Source organism: Ramlibacter sp. (genome assembly GCF_035655895.1).
In the GTDB taxonomy this organism is placed as follows: Bacteria; Pseudomonadota; Gammaproteobacteria; order Burkholderiales; family Burkholderiaceae_C; genus Ramlibacter.
On record NZ_DASRTN010000009.1, the window covers coordinates 33,284 to 58,098 of the forward strand.

Annotated in this window: 23 protein-coding genes and 1 tRNA gene; 8 read left to right on the forward strand and 16 right to left on the reverse strand. The window is 71.3% G+C overall.

The window, feature by feature from the left end:
• Positions 1 to 12: 12 nt before the first annotated feature.
• Positions 13 to 771, forward strand: coding sequence for a flagellar biosynthetic protein FliR (fliR, locus tag VFE82_RS11860; RefSeq protein ID WP_325000523.1), 759 nt, complete (start codon positions 13 to 15; stop codon positions 769 to 771).
• 604 nt (positions 772 to 1,375) lie between these two features.
• On the forward strand, positions 1,376 to 2,683 hold the full coding sequence (locus VFE82_RS11865; protein ID WP_325000524.1) for a glycosyl hydrolase family 8: 1,308 nt from the start codon (positions 1,376 to 1,378) through the stop codon (positions 2,681 to 2,683).
• 189 nt (positions 2,684 to 2,872) lie between these two features.
• On the opposite strand, the gene VFE82_RS11870 is transcribed toward VFE82_RS11865, so the two are convergent.
• The 8 genes from VFE82_RS11870 to VFE82_RS11905 form a co-directional block, all read right to left on the reverse strand.
• Positions 2,873 to 3,454, reverse strand: a complete 582-nt coding sequence (locus VFE82_RS11870) for a type 1 glutamine amidotransferase domain-containing protein (RefSeq protein WP_325000525.1) — start codon at positions 3,452 to 3,454, stop codon at positions 2,873 to 2,875.
• Between the two features lie 98 nt (positions 3,455 to 3,552).
• Positions 3,553 to 4,611: a chemotaxis response regulator protein-glutamate methylesterase gene (locus VFE82_RS11875; protein ID WP_325000526.1), complete on the reverse strand. Its 1,059-nt coding sequence runs from the start codon at positions 4,609 to 4,611 to the stop codon at positions 3,553 to 3,555.
• A 112-nt stretch (positions 4,612 to 4,723) separates the two neighbouring features.
• On the reverse strand, positions 4,724 to 5,380 hold the full coding sequence (gene cheD, locus VFE82_RS11880; protein WP_325000527.1) for a chemoreceptor glutamine deamidase CheD: 657 nt from the start codon (positions 5,378 to 5,380) through the stop codon (positions 4,724 to 4,726).
• Positions 5,377 to 6,213, reverse strand: coding sequence for a CheR family methyltransferase (locus VFE82_RS11885; protein WP_325000528.1), 837 nt, complete (start codon positions 6,211 to 6,213; stop codon positions 5,377 to 5,379). Before VFE82_RS11885 ends, cheD begins: the two co-directional genes overlap by 4 nt.
• Positions 6,214 to 6,285: 72 nt before the next feature.
• Positions 6,286 to 7,836, reverse strand: coding sequence for a methyl-accepting chemotaxis protein (locus VFE82_RS11890; protein ID WP_325000529.1), 1,551 nt, complete (start codon positions 7,834 to 7,836; stop codon positions 6,286 to 6,288).
• A 1-nt stretch (position 7,837) separates the two neighbouring features.
• Positions 7,838 to 8,347, reverse strand: a complete 510-nt coding sequence (locus VFE82_RS11895) for a chemotaxis protein CheW (RefSeq protein WP_325000530.1) — start codon at positions 8,345 to 8,347, stop codon at positions 7,838 to 7,840.
• Positions 8,348 to 8,356: 9 nt separating this feature from the next.
• Positions 8,357 to 10,504 (reverse strand): chemotaxis protein CheA, encoded by a 2,148-nt coding sequence (locus VFE82_RS11900; protein WP_325000531.1) that lies wholly within the window; start codon positions 10,502 to 10,504, stop codon positions 8,357 to 8,359.
• A gap of 1 nt (position 10,505) precedes the next feature.
• Positions 10,506 to 10,883: a response regulator gene (locus tag VFE82_RS11905; RefSeq protein ID WP_325000532.1), complete on the reverse strand. Its 378-nt coding sequence runs from the start codon at positions 10,881 to 10,883 to the stop codon at positions 10,506 to 10,508.
• A gap of 171 nt (positions 10,884 to 11,054) precedes the next feature.
• Here VFE82_RS11905 and VFE82_RS11910 point away from each other — a divergent pair, with 171 nt between their 5' ends.
• Together VFE82_RS11910 and VFE82_RS11915 are read left to right on the forward strand one after the other, a co-directional pair.
• Positions 11,055 to 12,113, forward strand: a complete 1,059-nt coding sequence (locus VFE82_RS11910; protein ID WP_325000623.1) for a hybrid sensor histidine kinase/response regulator — start codon at positions 11,055 to 11,057, stop codon at positions 12,111 to 12,113.
• Positions 12,110 to 12,766, forward strand: coding sequence for a response regulator transcription factor (locus VFE82_RS11915; RefSeq protein ID WP_325000533.1), 657 nt, complete (start codon positions 12,110 to 12,112; stop codon positions 12,764 to 12,766). The genes VFE82_RS11910 and VFE82_RS11915 overlap by 4 nt, the downstream gene beginning before the upstream one ends.
• A gap of 19 nt (positions 12,767 to 12,785) precedes the next feature.
• Here VFE82_RS11915 and VFE82_RS11920 read toward each other — a convergent pair whose 3' ends face one another.
• The 4 genes from VFE82_RS11920 to VFE82_RS11935 all read right to left on the reverse strand — a co-directional run bounded on the left by VFE82_RS11920 (position 12,786) and on the right by VFE82_RS11935 (position 16,914).
• Positions 12,786 to 13,172: a BLUF domain-containing protein gene (locus tag VFE82_RS11920; RefSeq protein WP_325000534.1), complete on the reverse strand. Its 387-nt coding sequence runs from the start codon at positions 13,170 to 13,172 to the stop codon at positions 12,786 to 12,788.
• 22 nt (positions 13,173 to 13,194) lie between these two features.
• Complete coding sequence (locus VFE82_RS11925) at positions 13,195 to 13,584, reverse strand: Hpt domain-containing protein (RefSeq protein ID WP_325000535.1); 390 nt, start codon at positions 13,582 to 13,584, stop codon at positions 13,195 to 13,197.
• Positions 13,581 to 15,644 (reverse strand): PAS domain-containing hybrid sensor histidine kinase/response regulator, encoded by a 2,064-nt coding sequence (locus VFE82_RS11930; RefSeq protein ID WP_325000536.1) that lies wholly within the window; start codon positions 15,642 to 15,644, stop codon positions 13,581 to 13,583. Before VFE82_RS11930 ends, VFE82_RS11925 begins: the two co-directional genes overlap by 4 nt.
• 187 nt (positions 15,645 to 15,831) lie before the next feature.
• Positions 15,832 to 16,914 (reverse strand): histidine kinase, encoded by a 1,083-nt coding sequence (locus VFE82_RS11935; RefSeq protein ID WP_325000537.1) that lies wholly within the window; start codon positions 16,912 to 16,914, stop codon positions 15,832 to 15,834.
• Between the two features lie 225 nt (positions 16,915 to 17,139).
• On the opposite strand from VFE82_RS11935, the gene VFE82_RS11940 reads away from it, so the two are divergent.
• From VFE82_RS11940 to VFE82_RS11950, 3 genes are all read left to right on the forward strand, one after another.
• Positions 17,140 to 17,337, forward strand: coding sequence for a hypothetical protein (locus VFE82_RS11940; protein WP_325000538.1), 198 nt, complete (start codon positions 17,140 to 17,142; stop codon positions 17,335 to 17,337).
• Between the two features lie 27 nt (positions 17,338 to 17,364).
• Positions 17,365 to 17,571 (forward strand): hypothetical protein, encoded by a 207-nt coding sequence (locus VFE82_RS11945; RefSeq protein ID WP_325000539.1) that lies wholly within the window; start codon positions 17,365 to 17,367, stop codon positions 17,569 to 17,571.
• A gap of 279 nt (positions 17,572 to 17,850) precedes the next feature.
• A tRNA-Arg gene (locus tag VFE82_RS11950) sits at positions 17,851 to 17,927 on the forward strand.
• Positions 17,928 to 18,376: 449 nt separating this feature from the next.
• Here the strand turns inward: VFE82_RS11950 and VFE82_RS11955 are convergent.
• From VFE82_RS11955 to VFE82_RS11970, 4 genes are read right to left on the reverse strand one after another with little or no spacing between them, the layout of a single operon-like run.
• Positions 18,377 to 20,545: a TonB-dependent receptor gene (locus VFE82_RS11955; protein WP_325000540.1), complete on the reverse strand. Its 2,169-nt coding sequence runs from the start codon at positions 20,543 to 20,545 to the stop codon at positions 18,377 to 18,379.
• A 24-nt stretch (positions 20,546 to 20,569) separates the two neighbouring features.
• On the reverse strand, positions 20,570 to 22,030 hold the full coding sequence (locus VFE82_RS11960) for an ABC transporter permease subunit (protein WP_325000541.1): 1,461 nt from the start codon (positions 22,028 to 22,030) through the stop codon (positions 20,570 to 20,572).
• Between the two features lie 9 nt (positions 22,031 to 22,039).
• Positions 22,040 to 23,437 carry an ABC transporter permease subunit gene (locus tag VFE82_RS11965; protein ID WP_325000542.1) on the reverse strand — a complete coding sequence of 466 codons (1,398 nt, stop codon included), beginning with the start codon at positions 23,435 to 23,437 and terminating at the stop codon, positions 22,040 to 22,042.
• Positions 23,434 to 24,144 carry an ABC transporter ATP-binding protein gene (locus tag VFE82_RS11970; protein ID WP_325000543.1) on the reverse strand — a complete coding sequence of 237 codons (711 nt, stop codon included), beginning with the start codon at positions 24,142 to 24,144 and terminating at the stop codon, positions 23,434 to 23,436. The genes VFE82_RS11965 and VFE82_RS11970 overlap by 4 nt, the downstream gene beginning before the upstream one ends.
• 141 nt (positions 24,145 to 24,285) lie before the next feature.
• Here VFE82_RS11970 and VFE82_RS11975 point away from each other — a divergent pair, with 141 nt between their 5' ends.
• Positions 24,286 to 24,723 carry a transcriptional repressor gene (locus VFE82_RS11975; RefSeq protein ID WP_325000544.1) on the forward strand — a complete coding sequence of 146 codons (438 nt, stop codon included), beginning with the start codon at positions 24,286 to 24,288 and terminating at the stop codon, positions 24,721 to 24,723.
• Positions 24,724 to 24,815 lie beyond the last annotated feature (92 nt).

Sequence of the window (24,815 nt, forward strand, 5' to 3'; positions counted from 1 at the left end):
AGCAACGCGGCCGTGGTGACCTTCAACCAGCTGCAGCTGGACACGTGGCTGGCCGGCCTGCTGCTGCCGTTCCTGCGGATCCTGGCGCTGTTCACCTCGGCGCCGCTGCTGTCGCACCGCGGCTTTCCGATGCGCGCCCGCGTGGCGGCCGCGGCGGCGATCGCGGTGGTGGTGGCGCCATTCGCGAACGTGCCGCCCGGGCTGTCGCTCGCCACGGCGTCCGGCCTCGGGCTGGTGGCTCAGCAGGTGGCGATCGGCCTGGCGCTGGGGTTCGCCGCGCGGCTGGTGTTCTCGGTGTTCGAGGTGGCCGGCGAATTCATCGGCCTGCAGATGGGTTTCTCGTTCGCGGGCTTCTTCGACCCGCACGGCGGCAGCCAGTCGGCGGTGGGCAGCTGGCTGCACACGCTGGCCATGCTGCTGTTCATCGCGCTCGACGGCCACCTGCTGCTGGTCGATGCGCTGGTGGCCACCTTCCGCGTGCTGCCCATCGCGCCGGATCCGCTGGGCGTGCTCTCGGTCCTGCGGCTCGACCGGCTCGGCGCCGAGGTGTTCCGCCTCGCGCTCACGCTGGCGCTGCCCGCGACGCTGCTGATGCTGTTCGTCAACCTGGTGCTGGGCTTCACCTCGCGCGTGGCACCGCAGCTGAGCATCTTCTCGGTGGGCTTTCCCATCACGATGCTGGCCGGCCTGGGCGCGCTGCTCGTGGTGGCCCAGCAGATGGAGGCGCCGGTGCTGGAAGCGTTGAAGACCTTCCTCGCCCCGCTGCGCTGACCCGGCTGGCGACCGCGCCGCCACGCGGCGTTGTCCGCTGGCCCAGCAAGCGGCACGGAACTCATCAAGACGGATTTTTGACTCCTGATGAGCTCCAGAAACGGCGGTTGACCGCGAAATCCGGCCCGTTCGCTGCCCATCATGCTCTGCCGTGGCGCGTGATTTCGTAACTTTCGCGGCTGGACAATGCATCTACGTACCTGGTCCGCACGCGTGTAGGACGCGTCCGACGATGGGTTGGCGGGTCGGTCCTCCAAGCTCAACGAGCAGCTCGCTGAGCTTGATTTCGCTGGAGACTCAGCCGTATCGGGCGCCATGCGCCACCCCTGACCGCCGCAGTTCGAATCGCGGCAAGTCGCCTCGTTTTTGATGCACGTTCCGGTCTGGATTTCGTTACGAACGTAGGCGGGCAGGGGGCTGGCGTGTCGGACGTCTCCTACTACAGTCGTGGCTCTTGCTGAGGCGACACCGGTTCCACAGCACACGCGCCGCCCACCAGCGGCCGGCACGAACCGGGTCACGCGCAACCTCAGCTGCCGTTCAACGGGGTCGGCCACCAGCAGCGAGCTGCAGCCGCCGACCCATCCGTCCAGTAGTTGAAGACATGAAAAGACGCCTGTTCCTCCTTTCCGGTTCCGCTTCCGCCGTTTCCCTCGCCCTGACCGCTTGTGGCGGCGGCGGTGGTGGTGGCAGCACCTCTGCCGGTGGCGATCTCGCCAGCGGCGTGAGCACGACGGGAGCACGGCGCGCGGTCAGCGGCCCGGTGTCCTACCCCTTCGGCTCGCGGCTGGACGCCTACGTCGCCGGCATCAAGCCCAGCGCCTCGACGTCCCAGATGGACGACGCGATCCGCGGCTGCTACGACGCCTGGAAGGCGCGTGCCATTGCCGAGGTGCCGTCGGTGCCCGGCGGCCTGGCGGTGCGCTTCGGCAATTCCCCCGACTGGCTGACGGTCTCGGAAGGCATCGGCTACGGCATGCTGATCGCCGTGCTGATGGCCGGCCACGACGCCGGCGCCCGCGACCTGTTCGACGGCCTGCTGACCCTGGCGCGCGCCCGGCCGGCCTACGGCACCGGCCAGCCCGCGCTGATGGACTGGCGCCTGGAGCGCGACGGCAGCTCGAGCGAGCGCGCCGGCGGCGGCTGGAACGCCATGGACGGCGACCTCGACATCGCGATGGCATTGCTGATGGCCGACCGCCAGTGGGGATCGACCAGCGGCAAGTGGAACTACAAGCAGGAAGCCCTCGCCACCATCAACGCGATGAAGGCCTGGAATTTCCGCGAGGACGGTGCGACCAAGGGCCTGCCCAGCCCGTTCAACAACCGCACGTCCGACTACATGATCGGCCACTTCCGGGCCTTCGGCCGCGCCACCGGGGACGCCTTCTGGGACCTGGCTGTCAACCGCGCGTACGAGCTGCTGGACTACATCACCGCCACGTACTCGCCCAACTGCGGCCTGACGCCCGACTTCATCGTCAACACCAACACCCCGAACCCGGCGCCGTCGCCCGGCTTCATCGGCGACGGCGTGGCGACCGAGGGCGACTACTACGCCAACGCCCAGCGCAACCCGTGGCGCTTCGGCACCGACTACGTCACCAGCGGCGACGAGCGCTTCAAGCGGATCACGCAGAAGATGGTGGCCTTCATCCAGCGCGACTGCGGCGGCAACCCCGCCAGCATCGCGACCGGCTACCACCTGGACGGCACCGCGATGGGCCGCAGCTATGCGCCCAAGGGCATGATCGGCCCGATGCTGGTCGGCGCCATGGTCGACGGCAGCTTCCAGGGCTACCTGGACACCCTGTGGAACTGGACCGCGAGCAACTTCACGACCGACTACTACGACTCGGAACTGATGCTCATCCCGATGCTGGTGGCCTCGGGCAACTGGTGGAACCCTTGAGCGGTTCATCGCGGGTTCCGTCAGGCGCCCGCCGGCAGGGGCGCCACGCGCCCGGCCGCAGCGGCTGATGCCCTCGGGCCAGGACTGGCAGTGCCGGTCCTGGCCCGCGTCGCGTCTGGCTTGGCGTTGGCCGCCGCCCGCCGGGCAGCCGGTCGCGTGCGCAGCGGCCGCGACAGGATGTGGCGGCGCTCAGGTCGTGGAGTGGGCGTCCTGCCGGTGCTCGGAGAACATCGCGAGCAGGGCCTCGTTGAAGGCCGGGATGTCGGCCGGCTTGCGGCTGGACACCCAGTTGCCGTCACGCACCACCTGCTCGTCGACCCAGTCGGCGCCGGCATTGGACAGGTCGTCGGCCAGCGACGGCCAGCTGGTCAGGCGGCGCCCCTTCACCAGGCCAGCCGACACCAGCAGCCACGCCGCGTGGCAGATGATCGCGAAGGGCTTGCCGTCGCGCTGCATGGCCTGCACGAACTGCTGGGCCGGCCGGCTGGTGCGCAGGGTGTCGGCGTTCATCACGCCGCCGGGCAGCAGCACGGCATCGAAATCCTCGGGCCGGGCCTGCTCCAGGGTCAGGTCCACCGGCACCTTGTCGGCCGGCTTGTCATGGTTGAAGCCCTGGATCTGCCCGGGTTTCTGGGAGATGACCCGGGTGTCGGCGCCGGCCTGCTGCAGCGCCTTGCGCGGCTCGGTCAGTTCGGCCTGCTCGAAGCCATCGAGCGCGAGGATGGCGACCCGCAGGCCCTGGAGATCGGAAGTGGGGTTGGAAGAGGGCATGGAAGACTCCTTGCCCTGCAAGCTAGCCGGCCCCCGCGGGGCGGGGTGTCGGTGCGCCGCGGCCGCCCGCGTAGGACAGCCCGGCGCGGCGGTTCACGTCAGCGCGCGGACGTTCCCAGGTGGGCCAGCAGGCGCTGGGCCATCGCGGGCAGCGGCACCACCTCGTTGGCGGCGCCGGCGGCGATCGCCTCGCGCGGCATGCCGAACACCACGCAGCTCGCCTCGTCCTGCACCAGGTTCCAGGCGCCGCGATCGCGCATCTCGCGCATGGCGGTGGCGCCGTCGGCGCCCATGCCGGTGAGCATCATGCCGGTCGCGCGGGCGCCGGCGCAGCGCGCGACCGAGCGGAACAGCACGTCGACCGACGGCTTGTGCCGGTTGACCGGCTCGCCGTCGGTCACCTTGGCCACGTAGCCGCCGAGCGCACTGCGTTCGATGCCCAGGTGGCGGCCGCCGGGCGCGATGTAGGCGTGCCCCTGCAGGATGCGGTCGCCATCGGCGGCCTCCTTGACCCGCAGGCGGCACAGCGTGTCCAGCCGCGCCGCGAAGCTGGCGGTGAAGCCGGCCGGCATGTGCTGGGTGATCACGATGCCGGGCAGGTGCGCCGGCAGCGCCATCAGGATCTCGCGGATCGCTTCGGTGCCACCGGTGGAGGCGCCGATCGCGATGAGCTGGTCGCTGGCCACGGCGCCTTCGGCCTGCGGCTTGGGATGCGCGCAGGCCTGCGGCACCGGCATCGGCGCGGCGCGGCGCCCGACCCGGGCCTGGGCGGCGGCGCGCAGCTTGCCCGTGATCTCGCGTGCCAGGTCGTCCAGGCCCGCACGCACGTTGAGCGTGGGCTTGGCCACGAAGTCGACCGCGCCCAGCTCGAGTGCCCGCAGCGTGGTCTCGGCCCCGCGTTCGGTGAGCGTGGAGACCATGACCACCGGGGTCGGGCGCAGCTTCATCAGCCGCTCCAGGAAGGCCAGGCCGTCCATCTTGGGCATCTCGACGTCCAGCGTCACCACGTCCGGGTCGAGTTCGCGGATGCGCTCGCGGGCTTCGTACGGGTCGGCCGCGGCGCCGACCACGCGCATGTCGCCGGTCCGGTTGATCAATTCGGTCAGGACGCTGCGCACGAGCGCCGAGTCGTCGACCACCACCACACGAATCGTCATTGCGTCTGCTCCAGCTGGCGGGCCCGTGCCGGGCCCTGCCGCTCGCCGGCGCCGGGCCGACCGCCGCGCGCGGGGCGGGCAGCACTGGCCGATGGGGCGCCAGGCAAGCGGCTCAAAACAGTTCCACCGCGCCGCCGCCGGACTGGCGGCCGAGTTCGTCGCGGTAGCGTGCCTCCTGCGCCGCGGTCTGCGGCAGCTGCGCGGCCGGCAGCCGGCGGCACAGCACGCGCCCGCTGCGCGGGAACATGCAGACCTTGCGCGGATGGATGTCCAGCACGTCGGAGCCGAGCAGCGGGATGCGCTCCTGGGCCAGGAAGTTCTGGACGAACTGCACGTTCTTCTCGCCGATCAGCGTGCCGGCCAGGCTCTTCATCACCTGGCCACCGCCGAACACCTTGGCCTCGAGCGCGCTGCGGCGCGCACCGCGCTTGAGCAGCTCGTTGATCAGCAGCTCCATGGCGTAGGCGCCGAAGCGCCCGCCGGCGGCGGCATCGCCCGCGTCGGGCAGCATGAAGTGGTTCATCCCGCCGATGCCGGCCGTGCGGTCGTGCAGGCAGGCCGCCACGCACGAGCCGAGGGTGGTGGTGATGGCGACGTCCTGGTCGTGCACGTAGAACTCGCCGGGCAGCACCTTCACCGAGGCCGAGCCGAAGGCCGGGTCCCAGAAGAAGAACGAGGCCTCGTGCTCGCGGCGCGGCCGGCTGCGCAGGGCGGCCAGCGCGGCGGCCTGCTCCTTGGCGGCCGCTGCCGACGCGGATGCGGTGCTCATGGCCGGCGGTAGACCGTCTTGCCGGTCAGCTGGAACAGGTCGCGGTGCTCGGAGAAGTTCTCCGAGTGGCCCACGAACAGCAGCCCGCCCGGGCGGATCACGGCGTGCAGCCGCTGCAGCACCTGGCGCTGCGTGGGCCGGTCGAAATAGATCATGACGTTGCGGCAGAACACCGCGTCGTAGCTGCCGGTGTCCCAGCTGCCCGAGAGCAGGTTGAACGGGCGCAGCTGCACCATCTGCCGCACCTCGGGCTTGATGCGCGCCTTGCCGGCATTGGGTCCCGAGCCGCGCAGGAAGAACCGGCGCAGCCGGTCCTCGCCGAGCGACTGGACCGATTCGAGCGAGTAGACCCCTTCGCGCGCGGTCGCCAGCACGCGGGTGTCGATGTCGCTGGCGTCGATGCGCACCGGCGCGCTGGCGCCCAGCGTCTCGATCGCCGTCATGGCGATGCTGTAGGGCTCCTCGCCGGTCGACGCCGCGCAGGACCAGATGCGCCAGGAGGGGGCCGGCGTGCTGCGCAGCTGGGCCGCCAGCATCTCGAAGTGGTGCGCCTCGCGGAAGAACGAGGTCAGGTTGGTCGTCAGGCAGTTGATGAACTCCTGCCATTCCTCGCCGCCCGCGCGTTCCAGCGCGTCCAGGTAGCTGCGGAAGCTCTCGTGCCGCGTCTCGCGCAGGCGCCGCGAGAGCCGCCCGTAGACCATGTTCTGCTTGCCCGGATGCAGGTCGATGCCGGCCTTGGCGCGGATCAGGGTGCGCACGCGCTGGAAGTCGGCGGCGTCGAAGCCGACGTCGCGGTCGCCAGGCGGGGCGGCGAATGGAGAAACGGCGGACATCAGGTCCTCCCCACGGGGTACGACTGGAATGTGGCGTGCATGCTCGTCACGACGAAGGGGCAGGCGACAGGGTCAGGCTGCGGCCGGAACCCGGAAGGTCGACACCAGGCGGCCGAGCGACACCGCCTGGTCGCGCAGGCTCTGCGCGGCCGCGGCGGCTTCCTCGACCAGCGCGGCGTTCTGCTGGGTCATGCCGTCCAGCTGGGCCACGGCCTGGTTGACCTCGCCCACGTCGCCGGCCTGGGCGGCGCTGGAGACGCTGACGCCGCCGACGGCTTCGGTCACCTGCCGCACGCTGCGCTCGATCTGCTGCATGGTGGTGCCGGCATCGCCGACCAGGCGCGTGCCGTCCTCGACCTTGGCGACGCTGGCGTCGATCAGGCCCCGGATCTCGCGTGCCGCCTCGGCGCAGCGGCCGGCCAGGTTGCGCACCTCGCCTGCCACCACCGCGAAGCCGCGGCCCTGCTCGCCGGCACGGGCGGCCTCGACCGCCGCGTTGAGCGCGAGCATGTTGGTCTGGAAGGCGATCGCGTCGATCACGCCGGTGATCTCGCCGATGCGGCTGGAGCCGGTGTTGATCTCCTGCATGGTGCTGACCACGCGGCCCACCATCTCGCCGCCGCGGCGCGCGATCTCGAGCGCCTGGGCCGCAAGGGCCTGGGCTTCGTTGGCCGAGCCGGAGGCGGCCTGGGTCGCCCGGCTCAGGCTGGACAGGGTGGACGCGGTCTGCTGCAGGGCGGCCGCCGCGCGCTCGGTGCGCTCGCTCAGGTCCTGGTTGCCGCTGGCGATCTGGGCGGTCGCGGCGCCGACGCTGTCGGTGCCGGCGCGGATGCCGCCGACCATCGAGCGCAGGTTCTGCTGCATGCCGTCCAGGGCCGCCAGCAGCTGGCCGAGTTCGTCGCGCCCCTGCACGGGCACCGGTTGCGTCAGGTCGCCGGCGGCGATGCGCTGGGCGACGGCCTGCGCCTGGCGCACCGGGACCGTCACGCTTCTGGACAGCCACCACGCCAGCGCCCCGCCCAGCAGCAGGGCCAGGAGGGCGACCACCGGCAGCAGGATGCCGGCGGCGCGCATCGATTCCTCGCGGGCGCGGCGGCTGTCCGCCAGTTCCTTGTCCACGTGTGCGACGACCGCATCCAGGCTGCGCAGGTAGCCGTCGGCGGCCGGCACCAGCTTGCCGTCCACGTCGGCCGCGGCGGCTGGCGCCGTGGCGGGGTCGGCCAGCCGCTTGAGCAGGCCGCCGCGCAGCTCCAGGTAGGACTTGCGGGCGCTGCCGACCGCCTCGATCAGCGGCTTGCCGCCGATCGCCTCCAGGCCGGTGTCCAGCTGCTTCTGGTACTCGCTGATCCTGGCCGAGGTCTGCTTGATCTCGCCGTCCATCCACGCGGCCAGGTGCGGCGGGCTGCCGACCTTGGCCAGCGCGACGGCGCGCACCACGTTCAGCCGGGTCAGCGCGCTCCACTGGCTGGCCTCGTGCCGCAGCTGGGTCAGCCCCGCTTCGCGGGCGTCCAGCCGCCGGGTGTTGTCCAGCTGCCGCATGCCCACGCCGGCGACGACCAGCAGGAGGAGCAGAAGGAGCCCGAAGGCAAGGGCGAGGCGGCCGCGCAGACCCAGGCGGTTCATGTCAGGCGGCCTCGGGCAGGGTGCCGATGGTCTCGCCCAGCAGGCAGTCCAGGTCGACCAGCATCAGCATGCGGTCGCCGACGCTGGCGATGCCGGTGACGAACTCGGCGCCGCTGCCGGCGGACAGCTCCGGCGGCGGCTTGATGGCGTCGGCCTTGAGGTCCAGCACGTCGGAGACGGAGTCGACGACCACGCCGACCACGCGCTTGTTGACGGCCAGCACGATCACCACGGTGAACGGGTTGTAGTCGGCGCGCTCGCACGCCAGCTTCAGGCGCAGGTCGACGATCGGCACGATGACGCCGCGCAGGTTGACCACGCCCTTGACGTAGGCCGGGGCGCCCGGGATGCGGGTCGGGGTCTCGCAGGAGCGGATCTCCTGGACCTTCTGGATGTCGACGCCGTACTCCTCGCCGCCGAGGCGGTAGGTCAGGTACTCGCCGGCGTGCGGCGCCGCGGCGCGGCTCGCCTCGGAGCGGGCGATGTGGGAACCTTCGTTGATCATGTCCATGGTGGGTCCTCAGGCGGTCAGGGATGTGGGAATGGCGGCAGGCAGCACATCGGCGGCCATGCCTTGTTGTCGGCCGGATGCGGCAGGACTTGACCCGCCGTCGATGGCGCCGCGCACGAGGTGCGAGACGTCCAGGATGAGGGCGACGCTGCCGTCGCCCATGATGGTCGCGCCCGACACGCCGGGCACGCGGCGGTAGTTCGCTTCCAGGTTCTTGACGACCACCTGCTGCTGGCCGACCAGCTGGGCGACCTCCAGCGCGACGGAGCGGCCCTCGGCCTGCACCAGCACCAGCATGGCGGTGCCGTCGTGGTTGCGCTCGACCGGTGCGTTCATGGCGCGCGCGAGCGACACCACCGGCAGCCAGTCGTCGCGCACCTTCACCACGCGCTGGCCGTTGGCGATGGTGCGCAGGGCGCCGGGCTGGGCCTGGAACGATTCGACGACGCTGGCCAGCGGCAGCAGGTACAGCTCGCCGGCCACGGCCACGGACATGCCGTCCATGATCGCCAGCGTCAGGGGCAGCCGCACGCGCACGCAGGTGCCCTGGCCCAGGGTGGAGTCGAGTTCGACGGTGCCGCCCAGGCGCAGGATGTTGCGGCGGACCACGTCCATCCCGACCCCGCGGCCCGAGATGTCGGTCACCGCCTCGGCGGTCGAGAAGCCCGGCGCGAAGATCAGGCCGTACACCTCGGAGTCGGTCATGGTCTCGGGCAGCTGCATGCCGTTCTTGCGGGCCTTGGCCAGCAGCCGCTCGCGGTCCAGGCCGCGGCCGTCGTCGCGCACCTCGATCACGATGCAGCCGCCTTCGTGGCGGGCCGACATGGTGAGCGTGCCGTGGGGCGGCTTGCCCTTGGCCAGCCGTTCCTGCGGCAGCTCGATGCCGTGGTCGACTGCGTTGCGCACCAGGTGGGTCAGCGGGTCGGTGATCTTCTCGATCAGGCCCTTGTCCAGCTCGGTGGCTTCGCCCACGGTGCGCAGCTCCAGCTGCTTGCCCAGGCGGGCCGCCAGCTCGCGCAGCATGCGCGGGAAGCGGTTGAAGACCTCGCCCATCGGGATCATGCGGATCGACATCACCGATTCCTGCAGGTCCCGGGTGGTGCGTTCCAGGTCGGACAGGCCACCCACCAGCTGCTGGCGCGCCTCGCCGTCCAGGCCGGAGGCACGCTGGGCCAGCATGGCCTGGGTGATCACCAGTTCGCCCATCAGGTTGATCAGCTGGTCGACCTTGTCGAGCGACACGCGCAGGGTCTCGACGGGCACGGGCGGGCGCTTGCCGGCCGGCGCGCCGTCGGCGGCCGCAGCGGCGGCCGGCCTGGCGGGCGCCGCGGCCGCCGCGGGCGCGGGTGCAGGCGCCACGGGCTCGGCCACCGGTGCGGCAGCGACCGCCGCGGGCGCGGCGGCGCCGGCCTGCGGCCAGGGCGCGATGCGCAGGCGGTCCCGCTCCAGGTGGAAGCTGCACAGGTCCAGCACCTCGGCGTCGGTCGCGCTGGTCTTCAGCCGGAAGCGCTGCACGTCGGCCGCCTGTCCCGGCAGGGCCTCGGCGCGCGCCAGCGAGCCGCCGCCGGTGACTTCGCCGAACAGCTCGATCAGGTCGTCGGCCACCGACGGGGCATGCAGCGGTCCGGCCAGCAGCTCCAGGTCGCGCAGCCCGGCCTCGAACAGCCCGGCCGGGGCGCTGGTGGCCACGGCGGGCGCGGCTGCCGGTGCCGCGACGGGTGCCGGGGCGGGGGTGGGCGCGGGCGCCTCGCCGCCCTGGGCATGCGCCTGCAGCGCCTGCAGCAGCGCGCTCGTGTCGGGCGCCTGGCCGCCGCCGGCCTGGTGGCAGGCGAGCAACGCGCGCAGCTGGTCGCCGGCCTCCAGCAGCGTGTCCACCATTGCGGTGGTCGGCAGCTGCTCGTGTCGGCGCAGGCGGTCCAGCAGGGTTTCCATCGCATGCGTCAGCGCGGCGACGTCGGCGAAGCCGAAGGTGGCCGCGCCGCCCTTGACCGAATGCGCGCAGCGGAAGATGGCGTGCAGCGTCTCCTCGGCGGGCGCGGCGACGTCCAGGCCGAGGAGCAGCTGCTCGAAGTTGTCCAGGTTGTCCCCGGCCTCCTCGAAGAAGACCTGGTAGAACTGGGTGAGGTCGAAGTCGGCGTTCGAGGCGACGGCAGACATGTCAGCTCCTGGCGGTCTGGGTGGTGACCTGCGCCAGCACCTGCAGCAGCCGCTGCGGCTCGAACGGCTTGGTCAGCCAGCCGGTCGCGCCGGCGACGCGTGCGGCCTGCTTGACGGCTTCGTCGGTCTCGGTGGTGAGCATCAGCACCGGCAGCCGGCGCCAGCGTTCGTCGGCCCGCACGGCGCGGGTGAGCGACAGACCGTCCATCACCGGCATGTTCTGGTCGGTGAGCACGATGTCCACGGCCTGCGCGGCCAGCTTGCCGAGCGCATCGGCGCCGTCGACGGCCTCGACCACTTCGTATCCGCCGGTGCGCAGCGTGTAGGCCAGCATCTGGCGCATGGACGCCGAGTCGTCGACGGCAAGAACCACGGTCATGAAGGAACTCCTCGGGTAGTGCAGCGGCGCGCGTGCGCCGGGATGCAGCCATTGTTGGGAGCCGGGCGCAAACCGATGGCCCGGAAAGCGGCGGGGAACCCCGGCTTTTCCGGCGTCACGCGGCGGCGGCGCGGCTTAAGGTCTGCGGCCTGGGAGGAACGTCGCTTGCGCGTGCTGGTCATCGAGGATTCGCCGCTCGACTACGAGATGCTGCTGGCCACGCTGGCCCTGCAAGGCATGCCCGTGCGCGCCGAGCGCGTGGAAACCGGGGCCGAGCTGCACGACGCGCTGCGGCGCCAGGCGTGGGACCTGGTGATCTCGGACCACCGGCTGCCCGGGTTTTCCAGCAGCGAGGCGCTCGAGATCGTGCGCGCGCAGGCCGTCGCGCCGCCGTTCATCATCGTCTCCGGCGCGATCGGCGAGGAGGCGGCCGTCGAGGCCATGCAGCGTGGCGCCGACGACTACCTGATCAAGGGACGGCTGGCCCGCCTGGGTGCCGCCGCCCGCAACGCGATGGCGGCTTCGCAGGCGCGGCGCGACAAGGCCCGTGCCGAGGAGCGGCTGCGGCTGTCGCAGGAGCAGCTGCGCAACCTGTCGCACCGGCTGCAGACGCTGGTGGACGAGGAGCGCATGGCGATCGCGCGCGAGATCCACGACGAGGTGGGCGGCACGCTGACGGCGGTCCGCTTCGACCTGGACGGGCTGCACCGCCACCTGGACGCGGCGCCGCTGGAGCGGCTGCGGCGGGCCCAGCAGGGGCTGGCGCAGGCGGCCGAGGCGGCCCAGCGGATCATGCACAACCTGCGCCCGCCGACGCTCGACGCGGGCCTGGTGCCGGCGCTGGAGTGGCAGGTGCGCCAGTTCCGGGAGCGGCACCACCTGGAAGTGCGCTTCGCCGCCAGCGGGGCCGACACCGGCCTGCAAGAGGTGGCGGCCATGACGGTCTACCGCACCTGCCAGGAGGCGCTGACCAACATCGCCAAGCATGCCCAGGCGCGCAGCGTCTGCGTCGACCTGCACTTCGGCGGCGCCACGGTGTCGCTGGAGGTCAGCGACGACGGCCGCGGGCTCGATCCCGCCGAGCTGCACAAGCCGGGCTCGCTGGGCCTGCGCGGGCTGGCGGAGCGGGCCCGCGCCGCGGGCGGCGGCATCGACATCTCCAGCGCCGACGGCCGCACCACGCTGATGCTGTGGCTGCCGCGCGGGCGCCAGTCGGGGCATGACGCATGACGCGCGTGCTGCTGGTGGACGACCACGCGCTGATCCGGCGCGGCCTGCGCGACGCCCTGGGGGACGCCGGCGTGGGAGTGGCCGGCGAGGCCGGCTGCTGGGACGAACTGCAGCCGCTGCTGGACACCCGTCCCTTCGACGTGCTGCTGCTCGACATCCAGCTGCCCGGCCCCTCCGGCCTGGAGATCCTGCAGCGCCTGGGCACGCGGCCGCAGCGGCCGCGCGCGCTCGTGCTGTCGATGTACCCCGAGGACCCGTACGCGCTCAAGGCGCTGGAAGCGGGCGCACAGGGTTACGTCGCCAAGTCGTCGGACACCACGCAGCTGGTCGAGGCGATCGCGCGGGTCGCGCGCGGTGAACGCTCGGTCTCGGACGCCATCGCCCGGCTGCTCGCCTCCGCGGCGACGGCCGGCGACGCGGGCGCGCCGCACGAGCGCCTGTCGCCGCGCGAGCAGATGCTGCTGGTGATGCTGGCGCAGGGGGTGCGGCTGCCGGAGATCGCCGAGCGCCTGGCGCTGCCCCCGCGCACGGTGAGCGTCTACCGGGCGCGGCTGCTGGAGAAGATGAAGCTGGCGGGCAACGCGGAACTGGCGCACTACGCGGCGCGCCACCGGCTGCTCGGCGCGTCGCCCATCGGCGTGCAGCCGGGCTGAGGCGCCCGGCGCGCCCCTGTCAGCGGCAGTTCTTCCAGAAGTCCAGCAGGAGCTGGTGGCGCAGGCCGGTGTCCGCCTGCGAGATCGTGCGCAGCTGCAGCTCGCCGACCGAGCGCGAGGCCATGCTCCAGCCGGCGAATTCGCGGGCCTCGATCGGCTCGTCGAACAGCTCGATCAGGCCGTGGTGGCGGCGGCTGCGGCCGACCCGGCGGTAGGCGTCGCCGACAGCGTCGGCCCGGCCCTCGAGGACCTGCATGAAGTTGCCGCCGCAATGCAGCAGCAGGCCGGTCACGTCGCCGGCCTCGTTGGCGGCGCGGGCGCCCGCGAGCAGCGCCAGCAGTTCGGCTTCGTCGAAGCGGTGCGAGGCGCTGCTCACGTAGCAGAGGGAACGCAGGGAGGAATGCATGAAGGAAAGGCGGCAACGCCGGTCAGGTTGCCGGCGGCAAGGATGGCGGAAGGAGTGGCGGGGCTGCGGCCGGGCTCGCCTGGCCCGCCAGCACCGCCAGGGTGCGGGCGGCGGCGGCGTCGACCAGCGGCCAGCAGGCGAGGGCGTCGGCCGTGCGCTGCTCGCGCAGGGCCTTTTCCATGTCGCGTGCCGGCAGCGAGAGGTCCTGGTCCTGCATCATGGCGGCGGAGCCGGCGACCTTGTGCACCAGTGCGACGACCTCCGGGTCGTCCGGCGTGCGGAGCCGCTCGCCGATGCTGCGCACCTGGGTGGCCAGCAGCTCGGTGTAGAGACGCACCATCTCGCCGCGGGCGGCGGCGGGCAGCATGCCCAGCAGGCGCAGCATGGGCCCGGTTCCGGTGGCCGCCGTCATGCGGCCTCCCGGGCGCCGGCCTGGTGCAGCACCTGGCCGACCACGGTGCAGAGTTCCTCGACGCCACGCGGCTTGTCGAACAGGTGCTCCACGCCCAGGTCGGCGGCGCCCTGGCGCAGTTCGTCGGTGATGTAGCCGGACGTCAGGATCAGCGGCAGGCGCGGCTGCCGGGCGCGCAGCTGCGCGGCGAGTTCCAGGCCCGAGCAGCCCGGCATGTTGTAGTCGGAGACCACCAGGTCGACCTCGTCCGGATGCTGCGCCAGCCAGTCCAGCAGCGCGGCCGGGGTCTCGAAGCCGGAGACGCGGTAGCCCTGCGTTTCGAGCATGGCCTTGACCATCAGCACCATGGCCGGGTAGTCGTCCAGGTACACGACATGGCGCCCGGCACCGTCGCCTGCCGCAGGCGCGGCAGCCGCGGCAGGCATGGCAGGCCCGGCAGGCCCGGCAGGCATGGCGGTGGCGGCGGCCATCCCTGCCACCGGACTCGCGCCCGCTGCCGGCGCGGCCACCTCGGTTGCCGGCGTGGCGACGGGCGCTTGCGCAGCGGCAGGGTGGCCGTCGCTCTCGCAGCATCCGGACACCGCCAGGGGCAGCCAGATGCGGAAGGTGGTGCCCTCGCCGGGACGGCTGTCCACGTCGATGCGGCCGCCGTGCGCGCGCACGATGCCGTGCACCATCGGCAGGCCCAGGCCGGTGCCTTCGCCCTTGGCCTTGGTGGTGAAGAACGGCTCGAAGATCCGCTCGACGGTGGCCGGCTCCATGCCGCACCCGTTGTCGGTGACGCAGATGCAGGCCTCCGCGCCCACCAGCTCCAGCGTCACGCGGATGCGGCCCGGGTGGCGGCCGATGGCCTGCCAGGCATTCGTGCCCAGGTTCATCAGCACCTGGCTGATCTGGGTCGGGTCGGCGCACACCACGGCCGGCTCGGCGGCCTGCTGGTGCACCAGCTCGATGCCCGACGGGAGCATCGCCCGCAGCAGCTGCACGCCTTCCTGCACCAGCGGTTGCAGCGGCTGGCAGGTGAAGGTGGTGGGCTGGTTGCGGCTGAAGGACAGGATCCGCTGCACCAGGTCGCGCGCGCGCAGCCCGGCGGCGGCGATCTCGGCCAGGAAGCCGGCCGCCTCGGGGCCGCAGCGGTCCTGCGCGAGCCGAGCGTTGCCCAGGATCGCGGCGACGATGTTGTTGAAGTCGTGCGCGATGCCGCCGGCCAGCGTGCCCAGCGCTTCCATCTTCTGCGACTGGCGCAGCTGCATCTCCAGCGACTGCCGGTCCTGCTCGGCGGCCAGTGAGCGGGTGAGGTCGCGCACCGTGAGGCCGTACAGCGGGCCGCCGTCGATGTCGATGCGCGAGACCGACGCCTCGGCCGGGAAGCTGCTGCCGTCGCTGCGCAGCGCCTGCAGGGGCAGGGCGCGCACCAGCACGCCCGGCGCCGGCTCGGCGCCGGCGCGCACGGCGCGGATGAAGTCGACTGCCTGCGGCAGCCAGCGCGCGAGCGGGGCGCCCAGCGCGAGTACCCGGCTGCAGCCGAACATCTGGCTGGCGCCGTGGTTGAACAGCACGATGCGGCCGTCGCCGTCGACGGTGACGATGGCGTCGACCGCAGCGTCGATCACCGCGGCCAGCTGCGACTCGCTGGCGTTCAGCGCCTGCTCGGCTTCGCGGTGCGAGGTGACTTCCTGGCCGACGCCCTGGTAGCCCTGGAAGCGGCCGGCCGCGTCGAACACCGGCTGGCCGCTCACGCGCAGGTGGCGCACGCGGCCGCCGCTGTCGGGGCGCAGCGCCTCGAACCCCTGGAACGGACGGTGTTCCTCCATGATCCCGCGCAGCACCGCGACCCGGGCGGGCTCGTCGACGCCGGCGCCCTCCCAGGGGCGCTGGCCGACCGCCGGCAACTGGCCGGCGTCGGTGTAGCGGCTGGAGCAAGCCACCCGGGTGAAACGGTGGTCGGCGTCCGTCGCCCAGATCCAGTCGACCGCGAGGTCGAGCAGGTCGCGCAGCTGGCGCTCTGCGGAATCGGGCTGGCCCGTGCGCGTGGGCATCGGGCGGCGGGTTCGGGCCATGCGTGCGGTCATCGGGCCGGGCGGGCGGGCGCCTGGTGCCGCTGCCGGATGGCGGCCCGGGGCAGGGCGGCGGGAAAGGCGGTCGGCAGCATCGGGTTCTCCTGCGGATGAGGTTAGCCGCGCGACCGGCGCCCGACACCCCGATGACCGGGGGAAACCTGCCGCTTTTCGCGCGCCGGCGTGCCGCTCAGAGCAGCGCGCGCAGCGCGACGCCCCGGCCCGGCCGGGTGCGGATGGACAGCCGCCCGCCCACCAGTTCGGTGCGCTCGATCATTCCGTACAGGCCCACGTTGTGCTCGCCGGTCTGCCCGGACAGCACCACCGACTTGTCGAAACCGACGCCGTCGTCCACCACCAGCAGGCCCAGGCGGCCGTCCGGCAGGAACCGCAGCCGCACCAGGATGCGGCTGGCCTGGCCGTGCCGCACGGTGTTCGTCAGCGCCTCCTGCACCAGGCGCACGGCGACGGAGGCGTTCTCGCCCGGCTCGCCCGGTTCCTGGCCGCGCGAGCTGACGCTGAAGGCCAGGCCGGCGGGTTCGGCCATCCGCTGCACGGCCGTGTGGACGGCGGCCACCAGGCCCAGCAGGTCGAGCTGGGCCGGGCGCAGGGAGAACGACAGGGTCTTGACCTGGGTGACCGCCCCCTGCGCCATGTCCATCGCCACGGCGGTGTGGCGGCGCGCCGAGGCGGGATCGGCGGCCCGCTGCGCGGCGTGCAGGTGGATCACCATGCCCGTGAGGGTCTGACCGAGGTGGTCGTGCAGCTCGCGCGAGATCAGCAGCCGCTCGCGCTCCTGCGCCTGGACGAGCCGGGCCGACAGGCGCTTGAGCCGGCGGTAGGCCGCTTCCAGCTCGCGGCTCATGCGCTCCTGGTCGGCGGCCCGGCGCCGCTCGCCCATCACCCGCTCGATGATCTGCGGCAGCGTGCCCAGGCGGTCCTTGGTGACGTAGTCGCGCGCGCCGCAGCGCAGGACGTGCACCGCCGCCTCCTCGCCGATCGCCCGCGTCACCACCACCAGCGGGATCGGGCTGCGCCGCGCCACCAGGATCTGCAGCGCGGCATACGGCGAGAACCGCGGCATGTTGAAGTCGCACAGGATCGCGTCGAAATCGCGCTCCAGGGCCATGGCGAAGGCGGTGGAGTCGTCGACCCGCTCCAGGACGTAGCGCCGCCGGGGGTCGGACCGCTCCAGCGCCAGCCCGAGCAGCTCCACGTCGTCGGGGTTGTCCTCGACGCACAGCAGGTGGATGGTGGAGTCCTCCGGGGGCACGGGCAAATGTCTGGTCTGGGTGGGGCGGCACAGTGTAGCGGCGCTCGTCGGCCGTCTGGCGCGGCCTGCCGGTCCCGCGGGGCAGGCCCGCGCGACGGGGCAGTGTGCCGTCCCGTGCGGGACGGGCGATGGGGGAAACCACCCAAGCCCCTTAAGCGAACTGCTTATGCAGTGCCGGCTGCCGGGGCCGAAGTTCCGGACATCGAAGCACCAGGAGACCTCGCCATGACCGTCCCCGCCCGCCTGCAGTCCGCCCGTGCCGCCGTCGCCAGCGACCCGGCCCGCGCCCCGCTTCGGCCCTGGGATGGCGAGCGGCCGGCGCCCGGGAGCGAGGCGTTCGTGGGTGCGGAGTTCTGGCTGGGGGCCGCCGCCACCGTCGTGGCCTGGGGCGCCGTGTCCCTCACGGTGCTGCGCTGGTTCTGAATCCGGACGACGACAAAGGAGAGACGCATGTACGCACCCCCCGACGATCGCCACCACCCGCTGCTGGCCCAGCTGGCCCGCATCGGCGCCGCCCGGCCCGCCACGTCCGGCCCGTCCTTCGAGGGCCAGCTGGCCGCCGCGCGCGCCCAGTCGCTGCAGGCATTGCCCCGCTCCGGCGCGGCGGCCGCCGGCCTGACCCGGAGCAGCCGCCTGCGCTCGCTCGAGTTCTCCTGATCCCTGCGGCCGGCCTGGCGTGACGCGCCGGCCGGGGCGCTGGCGACCGGGGACCGCCCGCCGGTTCCGGCGCCGCACCGCCAGCCTTCGGGCGCGCTCGGACGCGACCCCCGACCCGCCCGTGCCCCTCGGGAACGCCTGACGCGCGTGCCGCCAGGGGGCTGCGGATTCACCCGCAATGCCAGCCCCATGCGGCGACAGGTGCCGGCGCGTACCGTGCCGCCCGCCTGGCGCCGGTTGCAGCCCTGGTGCATGCGAGAATCCGCGCCGTTGTCTGCGCTGCCCGTAGCTCAACTGGATAGAGCAGCTGCCTTCTAAGCAGCAGGTCGGGGGTTCGAGTCCCTCCGGGCAGGCCAAAGGAGAAGTCATGATGCGTCACGAACCATCATTTCTCTTTTCAGATCAACAGCTTGCCTCTGAGTTTCCGTCGGCGGCGCCAGGAACCTCCAGCAGAGCTCGGTCATTCTCGGGCTACAAATCGGGGCACAGGAACCGCTGTGTCTGCGATTCGGAGCTTTGTTCCCCTATGCCCTCACTGACCTCTTGCAAGAGCGCGAGCTGCCGCGACGGCAGGGCGAGGGACCGGAGCCTTGCGCACGGGCTCGGGAGGTTTCGGCGGGGCGGGCTGCGGCTCCTCGATCTTCGGCTCCGGCAGCACCTGCGTCAGGATGGCGACCGGAACCACGACCTCGATGGCACGGCGGAGCAGGCCGCTCTGCAGCGCCCAGAGGGCGCCGACACCAGGAGGCGGTTCGCGCGTCGCGGACGAACGTCGCCGGAGAAGGAACCGCTGGGCACACCGTGGTCAGAAGTCGAACTTGGCCGAAACCTCGAAAGTCCGACCGGGTGCGAGCAGCACCTGGGACGTCGCTCGGCCTGCGTAGAACGCGTACAGCTTGTCCGTGAGGTTCCGCACGCGGAAGGTCAGCAGCGTGGAGTCGATCCGCCAGCTCGTCGCGAAGTCGGCCGTCGTGTAGCCGTTGATCTGGATCTGGTTCGCGTTGTCGGTGTACATCTTCCCGGTTCGGTTGACGCTCAACAGCATGTCGAGCGGCAGGCCTGCGAACCGGTAGTGGGCGAAGAGGTTGACCACCTGCTCGGGAACGTTCGGGGGAACGTTTCCGACCCGCGAAACGCCGCCCGCCTCGATTAGGTTGTCGAACTGCGCGTCCAGCGCCGCGACGTTGCCCGACAGCGTCAGCTGGCGAGTCGCCCGCCAAGCGGCTGCCAGCTCGATGCCGCGCGAGGATTGCCGGCCGTTGTTCACGGTCAGGTTGGCATTGTTCGGATCGCGCGACAGCACGTCGTCCAGCGTGATTCGGTAGGCCGCTGCGGTCCATTCCAGGCGCGCCAGGCTCTGCTTGAAGCCGACTTCGGCCTGTTCGCCCTTGGATTGGGGGAACGCCGAGTTGGCGGCGGAAAGCAGGAAGAGCGATCCGACGGGGATCGTCGCGTTCGTGTACTGCGCGTACACCGTCGACGTGGCATCGATGTCGTAGACCGCACCCACACGGCCCGAGTTGGCGCGGAACTGCGTCCCGTAGGACGTGAAGGTGCCGGCGTTCAGATCGCGGGCGCTGCGTTCGACATCGGTGCGGTCGTGCCGCAGACCGGTCACCAGCGTGAGCGCGCTGAACTTGATCGCGTCCTCCAGGAATAGCGAGCTGTTCTTGACGTCGGCCGTCATGTCCACGCGATTGCCGGGACCCGTCGTGAGTGCCGGATCCTCGTTGTAGAAACCCATCGAGGGATTGAGGGCGGAGACGCGCAGCAGCGCCGCCGTCGCCGGGGTGCCGTTCGAGAAACGACGGGTGTTGTCAAAGTCGGTGCGGCTGACTTCCCCTCCGATGACGAACTTGTTCTTCAACCCGCCCAGGGTTCCCTCGTGTGTTGCGTCTAAGCGATTGAACAGGTAGCGCTGGTCGTGGGCGATGGCCGTCTGGTCCCGCGTGATGCTGTCCGGCGCGGAGAAGACGGCGCTCTCGGAGTTGCGCCACAGGCGATCGACTCTGTTGGCGGCGAACTCGTTGCGCACGGTCCACGCCGGCGTCACCCGGCTCGTGAGCCGCGCGCGCAGCCAAGTGGCTTCGGCCTCGTTGCGGTCATCCAGGACGTTGTAGTTGTTTCGCGCCAACCGGGCATCGATCACGCGCCCGTCGGGCGTGCTGACCACGCCGGTCGGCTGCGTGGCGAACGAAGCCGGCACCAGCGGCGTGCCCCAGTAGGCGCGGCCCTTGTCGCGGGAGTAGTCCAGTCCAAGTTCCAGCCGGGACGCGCCCGTGAGGTCGAAGGACAGGCCCGCCGTCAGGTGGTCGAGCGTGTCGCTGTTGCGGTCGATGGTCCCGACCTTCGTCTCGTTGCGGCTGTAGTCCAGGCGATAGGCGCCGCTCTCGCCGACGGCACCGCCCACCCCGAAGGCGGCGCGATGCGAGCCGTAGCTGCCATAGGCGGCCAGGAACTCGATGCCGGGGTTGTCGCGGTCCGGGTGCTTGGTCTGAAAGTTGACGATTCCGCCGATGGCGCTGTCGCCGTACAGCACCGACGCCGGGCCTTTCAGCACTTCGATGCGTTCGTAGTTCCAGGTGTCCTGCACGCGGTTGGTCACGCCGGCGCCGGACATGCGGATGCCGTCGTACAGGTACAGGATGTTGGAGAAGCCGCGGGTAGACAGCGTGGTCGGCGAGGCCGGCGCGCCACCTCCCGCCATGCCGGCCGCTCCCCGCAGGGCTTCGGTGAGCGTGCGTGCGCCGCGCTGCTGGATGACCTCCTGCGAGATCACCTCGACCGACGCCGGCGTCTCGCGCACGGTGAGGCCCAGGCGCGACGCGCTGCCGCTGGGGGCGGTCAGCGACAGCCTGTCGCTGTCGCGGCCACCTTGAACGCTGACTGGAGCGAGATCCTTCTCCTGCGCCCACACGCCGCCGAAGGCGGCGGCCGTTCCCAGGGCAATGACGGACCGCTTGTAGTTCTTCATGAAAGCTCCTCGCAACGGAATGAATCAGACGACCCGGAAACGGCGCAGCCGCCATGCGGCAAGTGCGAGAAGCACGAGCGTGGGTACCAGGATGGACAGCACGGCCAAGGCCGCGCGCGTGCGGACGGAGGCCGCGCGCTCTTCCTGCCAGTGGAATGTCGGAATCGCGGCGAAGTCGGCGCCGGTCATGGCGCGTCCGGCTTCGATCCGTGGCAGGAAGAACGACTTCCAGGCCTCGTGGTACGCGGTGATCTGCGTCAGGAAAAGGGCGTGGCGTTGCTGGCCCGTACCGGCGAGCGTGGTCATTCCTTCGTAGGCCACGGCCGCCGGGCTCAATGACGACCAGCGGGCCACGAGCGCCTGCTGGCGGGCCTGCTGCTGCTCGAAGCGATCCAGCTCGGGCTGGATCCTTTCGTCCACTTCCCGCTGGATCCGGAAGTTCGCCAATGGCCGACCGCTCATTTGCAACTTGCCGTCCTTGGGTAGGAGGACCGAGGCATCCTCCATGTGCTTGTAGTCGGACGAGAGCAGCGCGGCATTGCGGGCCATGGCTTCCGCGGTGATCACCCGGGTGCGGGTGGCGAGCTCGGCGCGCGAGGGGGCGGGTACCGCCGTGGTGACAAAGAGGTTGAGCGCGACCGGCAGGAGCAGCACGACGACGACCCACGCCACGACGAGGACCATGGCGTTGGTCGCCGACGACTTGCCCCATGCATTCACCGCCACGACCGCGGAGAACCAGAAGAGCGCATAGACCGCCACCAGCGCGACCCACCAGAGCGTGGACGCGCCCGCGCCGACGACCTGCGGCCGCACCAGGGCCAGGCATGCGGCCGGTACCACCACCGCGGCGCCCAGCAGCACGAGGGCGCGGACGGCCACCTTGCCCGCGATGAGCGTCGACAAGCCGAGGGGCTGGGAGAGCAGCAGCCTCAGCGTGCCGTCTTCCCGCTCGGCGGAGAGCAGGTTGTAGCTGACCGCGAAGATCAGCAGCGGCAGGAGGTAGACGACTACGAACGCCAGATCGAAATGACCGCTCAGCAGATGCCAGGGGTTCTCGATGTCGTTGTTGTGGAGGAAGTGGACCTTGCTCTGGTGCGTGACCTTGAACTGGGTCGGGAACAGGTCGTTCTGGCCCAACGCGACCGGCGCCAGTGGCGCGCTGGGCAGCAGGGCATGGTGGGCGCCGTAGCCGCCCGCCATGTTGGCCGGGTTCACCGGATTGGCGAAGGGTCCGGGCGTGACGGCTCCGGCGTAGATCTGCTCCAGCAGAGCGGCCTGGTCGGCGCGGGTCCTGGCATCGTGGGCCACCAACGCCGCCTGGGCCTGGTCCCTGCGCGCCGTCTGCGTCGCGCCGTTATAGAGGGCATAGCCGATCAGCGCCAGGAACAGCAGGCCCACCAGCCACAGGCTGCGCTCACGGAGCAACAGCAGCATTTCCTGGCGGGACACCAGGAAAAAGCGATAAGTGCGATTCGCGTCCATGTGGATCTCCTAGAGGGCCCGTTGGCGCGCAACGGCGACGCGCGCCAGGGCGACGGCCATGCCCAACCCGGCGAGCAGCGCCAGGAGGCTGGGCCAGCTCCGCCCCAAGGCCCATGCGACCGCCGGTGCGCGGTACTCGAACGGCGGCACGCGGGCCCAGAGGTCGGCTTCGGCCTGATAGGCGAAGTGCTGGTTGCCCAGGGGATCGGCGTGATCGACCAGGTCCTGGCTGACCGTGTCCTGGATCACGCGCCGGTGCCGTTCCGCGGCCACCGTGAAGTCGCGGTGGTGGACGAAATCGGTGCCGGCCATGGCGGTGGAGAAGCTGCGCGCAGCCAGCAGTGGCATGAAGAGGCCCGCGACGTCCTGTACCGTCTGCTGTCGCTCCCAGGTGTCCCAGAGGCGGCCGAAGTGGCGGTCGTACACGGCATAGCTGGCCTGGTCGTCGAGCTTCAGGGCGACGCCCCACTTGCCGAGGGGCACGTCCTTGCTCCAGCGTTCCGTGGTGCCGAAAGCCTGCATCCAGACGCGGTCGGACGTGGCCTTCAGGTCGGCGTTGAGGGCCGTGTTGAACTCCAGCCGCGTCGGACTGGGGAAGAGGAGCCGGGACACCTCTGAAAGCACGCGGGGCGCCACGACGGCGTTGGCGATCCACACGGCCAGCAAGACCGAGATGGCGATGCGTGACGTGGCGCTCGCGGCCGAGACGGCCAGCGTCAGGAAGACGAACGTGCCCAGGTACAAGGCGTACCCTGCGCCGAATCCGACGAAACGGCCGGCGGCATCCCAGCGCGTGCCGGGCTCGGCGCTGGAGACGACGACGGCGCCGGCCACCAGAGCCGCCGGCACCAGCAGGACCGCCAGGGCCAGCCCGAGCGCGAGTGCCTTGCCCCACAACAGCTTGGCCGGTGCACTTCCCAGGGACAGGGTCTGCCGGAGAATCCCGCGCTCCCGCTCGGCCGCGAACGCGTTGAATCCGAGCAGCACCACCAGCAGTGGCCCCAGGACCTGCAGCACCCAACCGACCGACAAGTCCCCGAACCGCTGCAGTCCGGTGGCGTCCTGGGCGGGGCGGAACTTCACCTCGCTTTGGCGATGCGCCTGGAGCCAGATCGTGCTGCCGATGTACGGATTGATGCCCGGTTCGACGACGCCCAGCGGGGCTCCCGGCTTGAACGCATGCATGCCCTGGTGGGCGGCGTCGTGCGGATGGCGCCGTCCTTGCCGGAGCCAGTCGCGGTAGTCGGACGTCTGGGCGGCCTGCTGCTCCGCGCGCGCCTCCTGCTGGCGGCCATGCCCCACGGCCAGGGCCGCCAGCAGCAGGACCAGCACCATGCCTCCTGCCCACAGCAGGCGCCCGTCCCGTACCCGCTCCAGCAGGTCACGGTATGCGACGAGGCGGATCATCGGGCGGCCCTCATGTGCGCCAGGTAGACCTTCTGCAGGTCCACGGCGGCTACCTGGGCGCCCTCGATGCTGTCCACCAGGCGCCCGCGCTTCATGATGCCGATGCGGTGGGCGATCTGCTGCGCGTGGAACAGGTCGTGCGTGGTGGCCAGGATGGCCACTCCCAGCCCGCTGGCCCGCCGGAGCAGTTCCGTGAACTCCGCTGCGGCAGAGGGATCGAGTCCCGAGGTCGGCTCATCGAGCAGCAGCGCCTTGGCCTCCCGCGCGAGCGCGACGGCGATCCAGATCTTCTGGCGCATGCCCTTCGAGTACGCGGCGACCCGCTTGTCGGCGGCGTCCGCATCCAGGCCCACCTCGGCCATCAGCTCCAGCAGCCGGCCGCGGGGCAGCGGATGGCCCAGGGCCAGGGCGGAGAAGTACCGCAGGTTCTCCAGGCCGGTGAGCGTCCCGTAGAGGTTCACCTGCTCGGGGATATAGGCGACGAACTGCTTGCTGCGCACAGGCTCGCGCCGGACGTCGACCCCGTTGATGCGGACTTCGCCTTCATCCGGTTCGATGAAGTTCAGGAAGAGGTTCACCGTCGTCGTCTTCCCCGCGCCGTTGCTTCCGAGGAGGCAGTAAATCTCGCCGGGCCGCACCAGCAGGTTCAGCCGATCCAATGCGACCTGCCCTCCATAGCGCTTCGTCAGATCCTTGGCTTCCAGCACTTCTTCTCCTCGATGTCATTGCAACTTGTCCGGCTCGACAGGGACCGTCGAGCGGCACCAGGGTCGCGAAGTATAATGCGAACTCACTCGCATTAAAGGGCCCCATCGATGGGCCTCGACCGGATTCGTTAACCTTCATGCATGGAACGCAACACACGCCAGCGCGCCGCCATCCGCGAAGCAATCTCGCTTGCAGCGCGTCCGTTGCTGCCACAGGAGGTCCTCGAAGCGGCTCAGTCCGCGGTGCCGGGCCTGAGCATCGCCACCGTTTACCGGAACCTCCGGGTGCTGGTCGACGAAGGGGCCCTGCGGGTCGTGGATCTGCCCGGCGAGAACCCCCGGTACGAGATGGCCGGCATGGGGCACCACCACCATTTCCAGTGCCTGGTGTGTCAGCGTGTGTTCGAGATGGAGGGATGTCCGGGCGACCTGGGTTCCCTGGCTCCGCCGGGATTCACCGTGGAGGACCACGACCTCACGCTCTACGGCCGCTGCAGCGACTGCTCTCCGAAGGGGAAAGGAAAGTCCGGTGCAGGAGCGAAGGCCCGTTCGCACTCGCACCCCCACAAGCACGGCTGACGCCTAAGGCTCGCCCGCGGGGCGCATGGCACCGAACGGCCTCACGCGCTAGGCCGGGGCGTGTCTCGCTGCAACCGCGCCGTCGGGCCCGG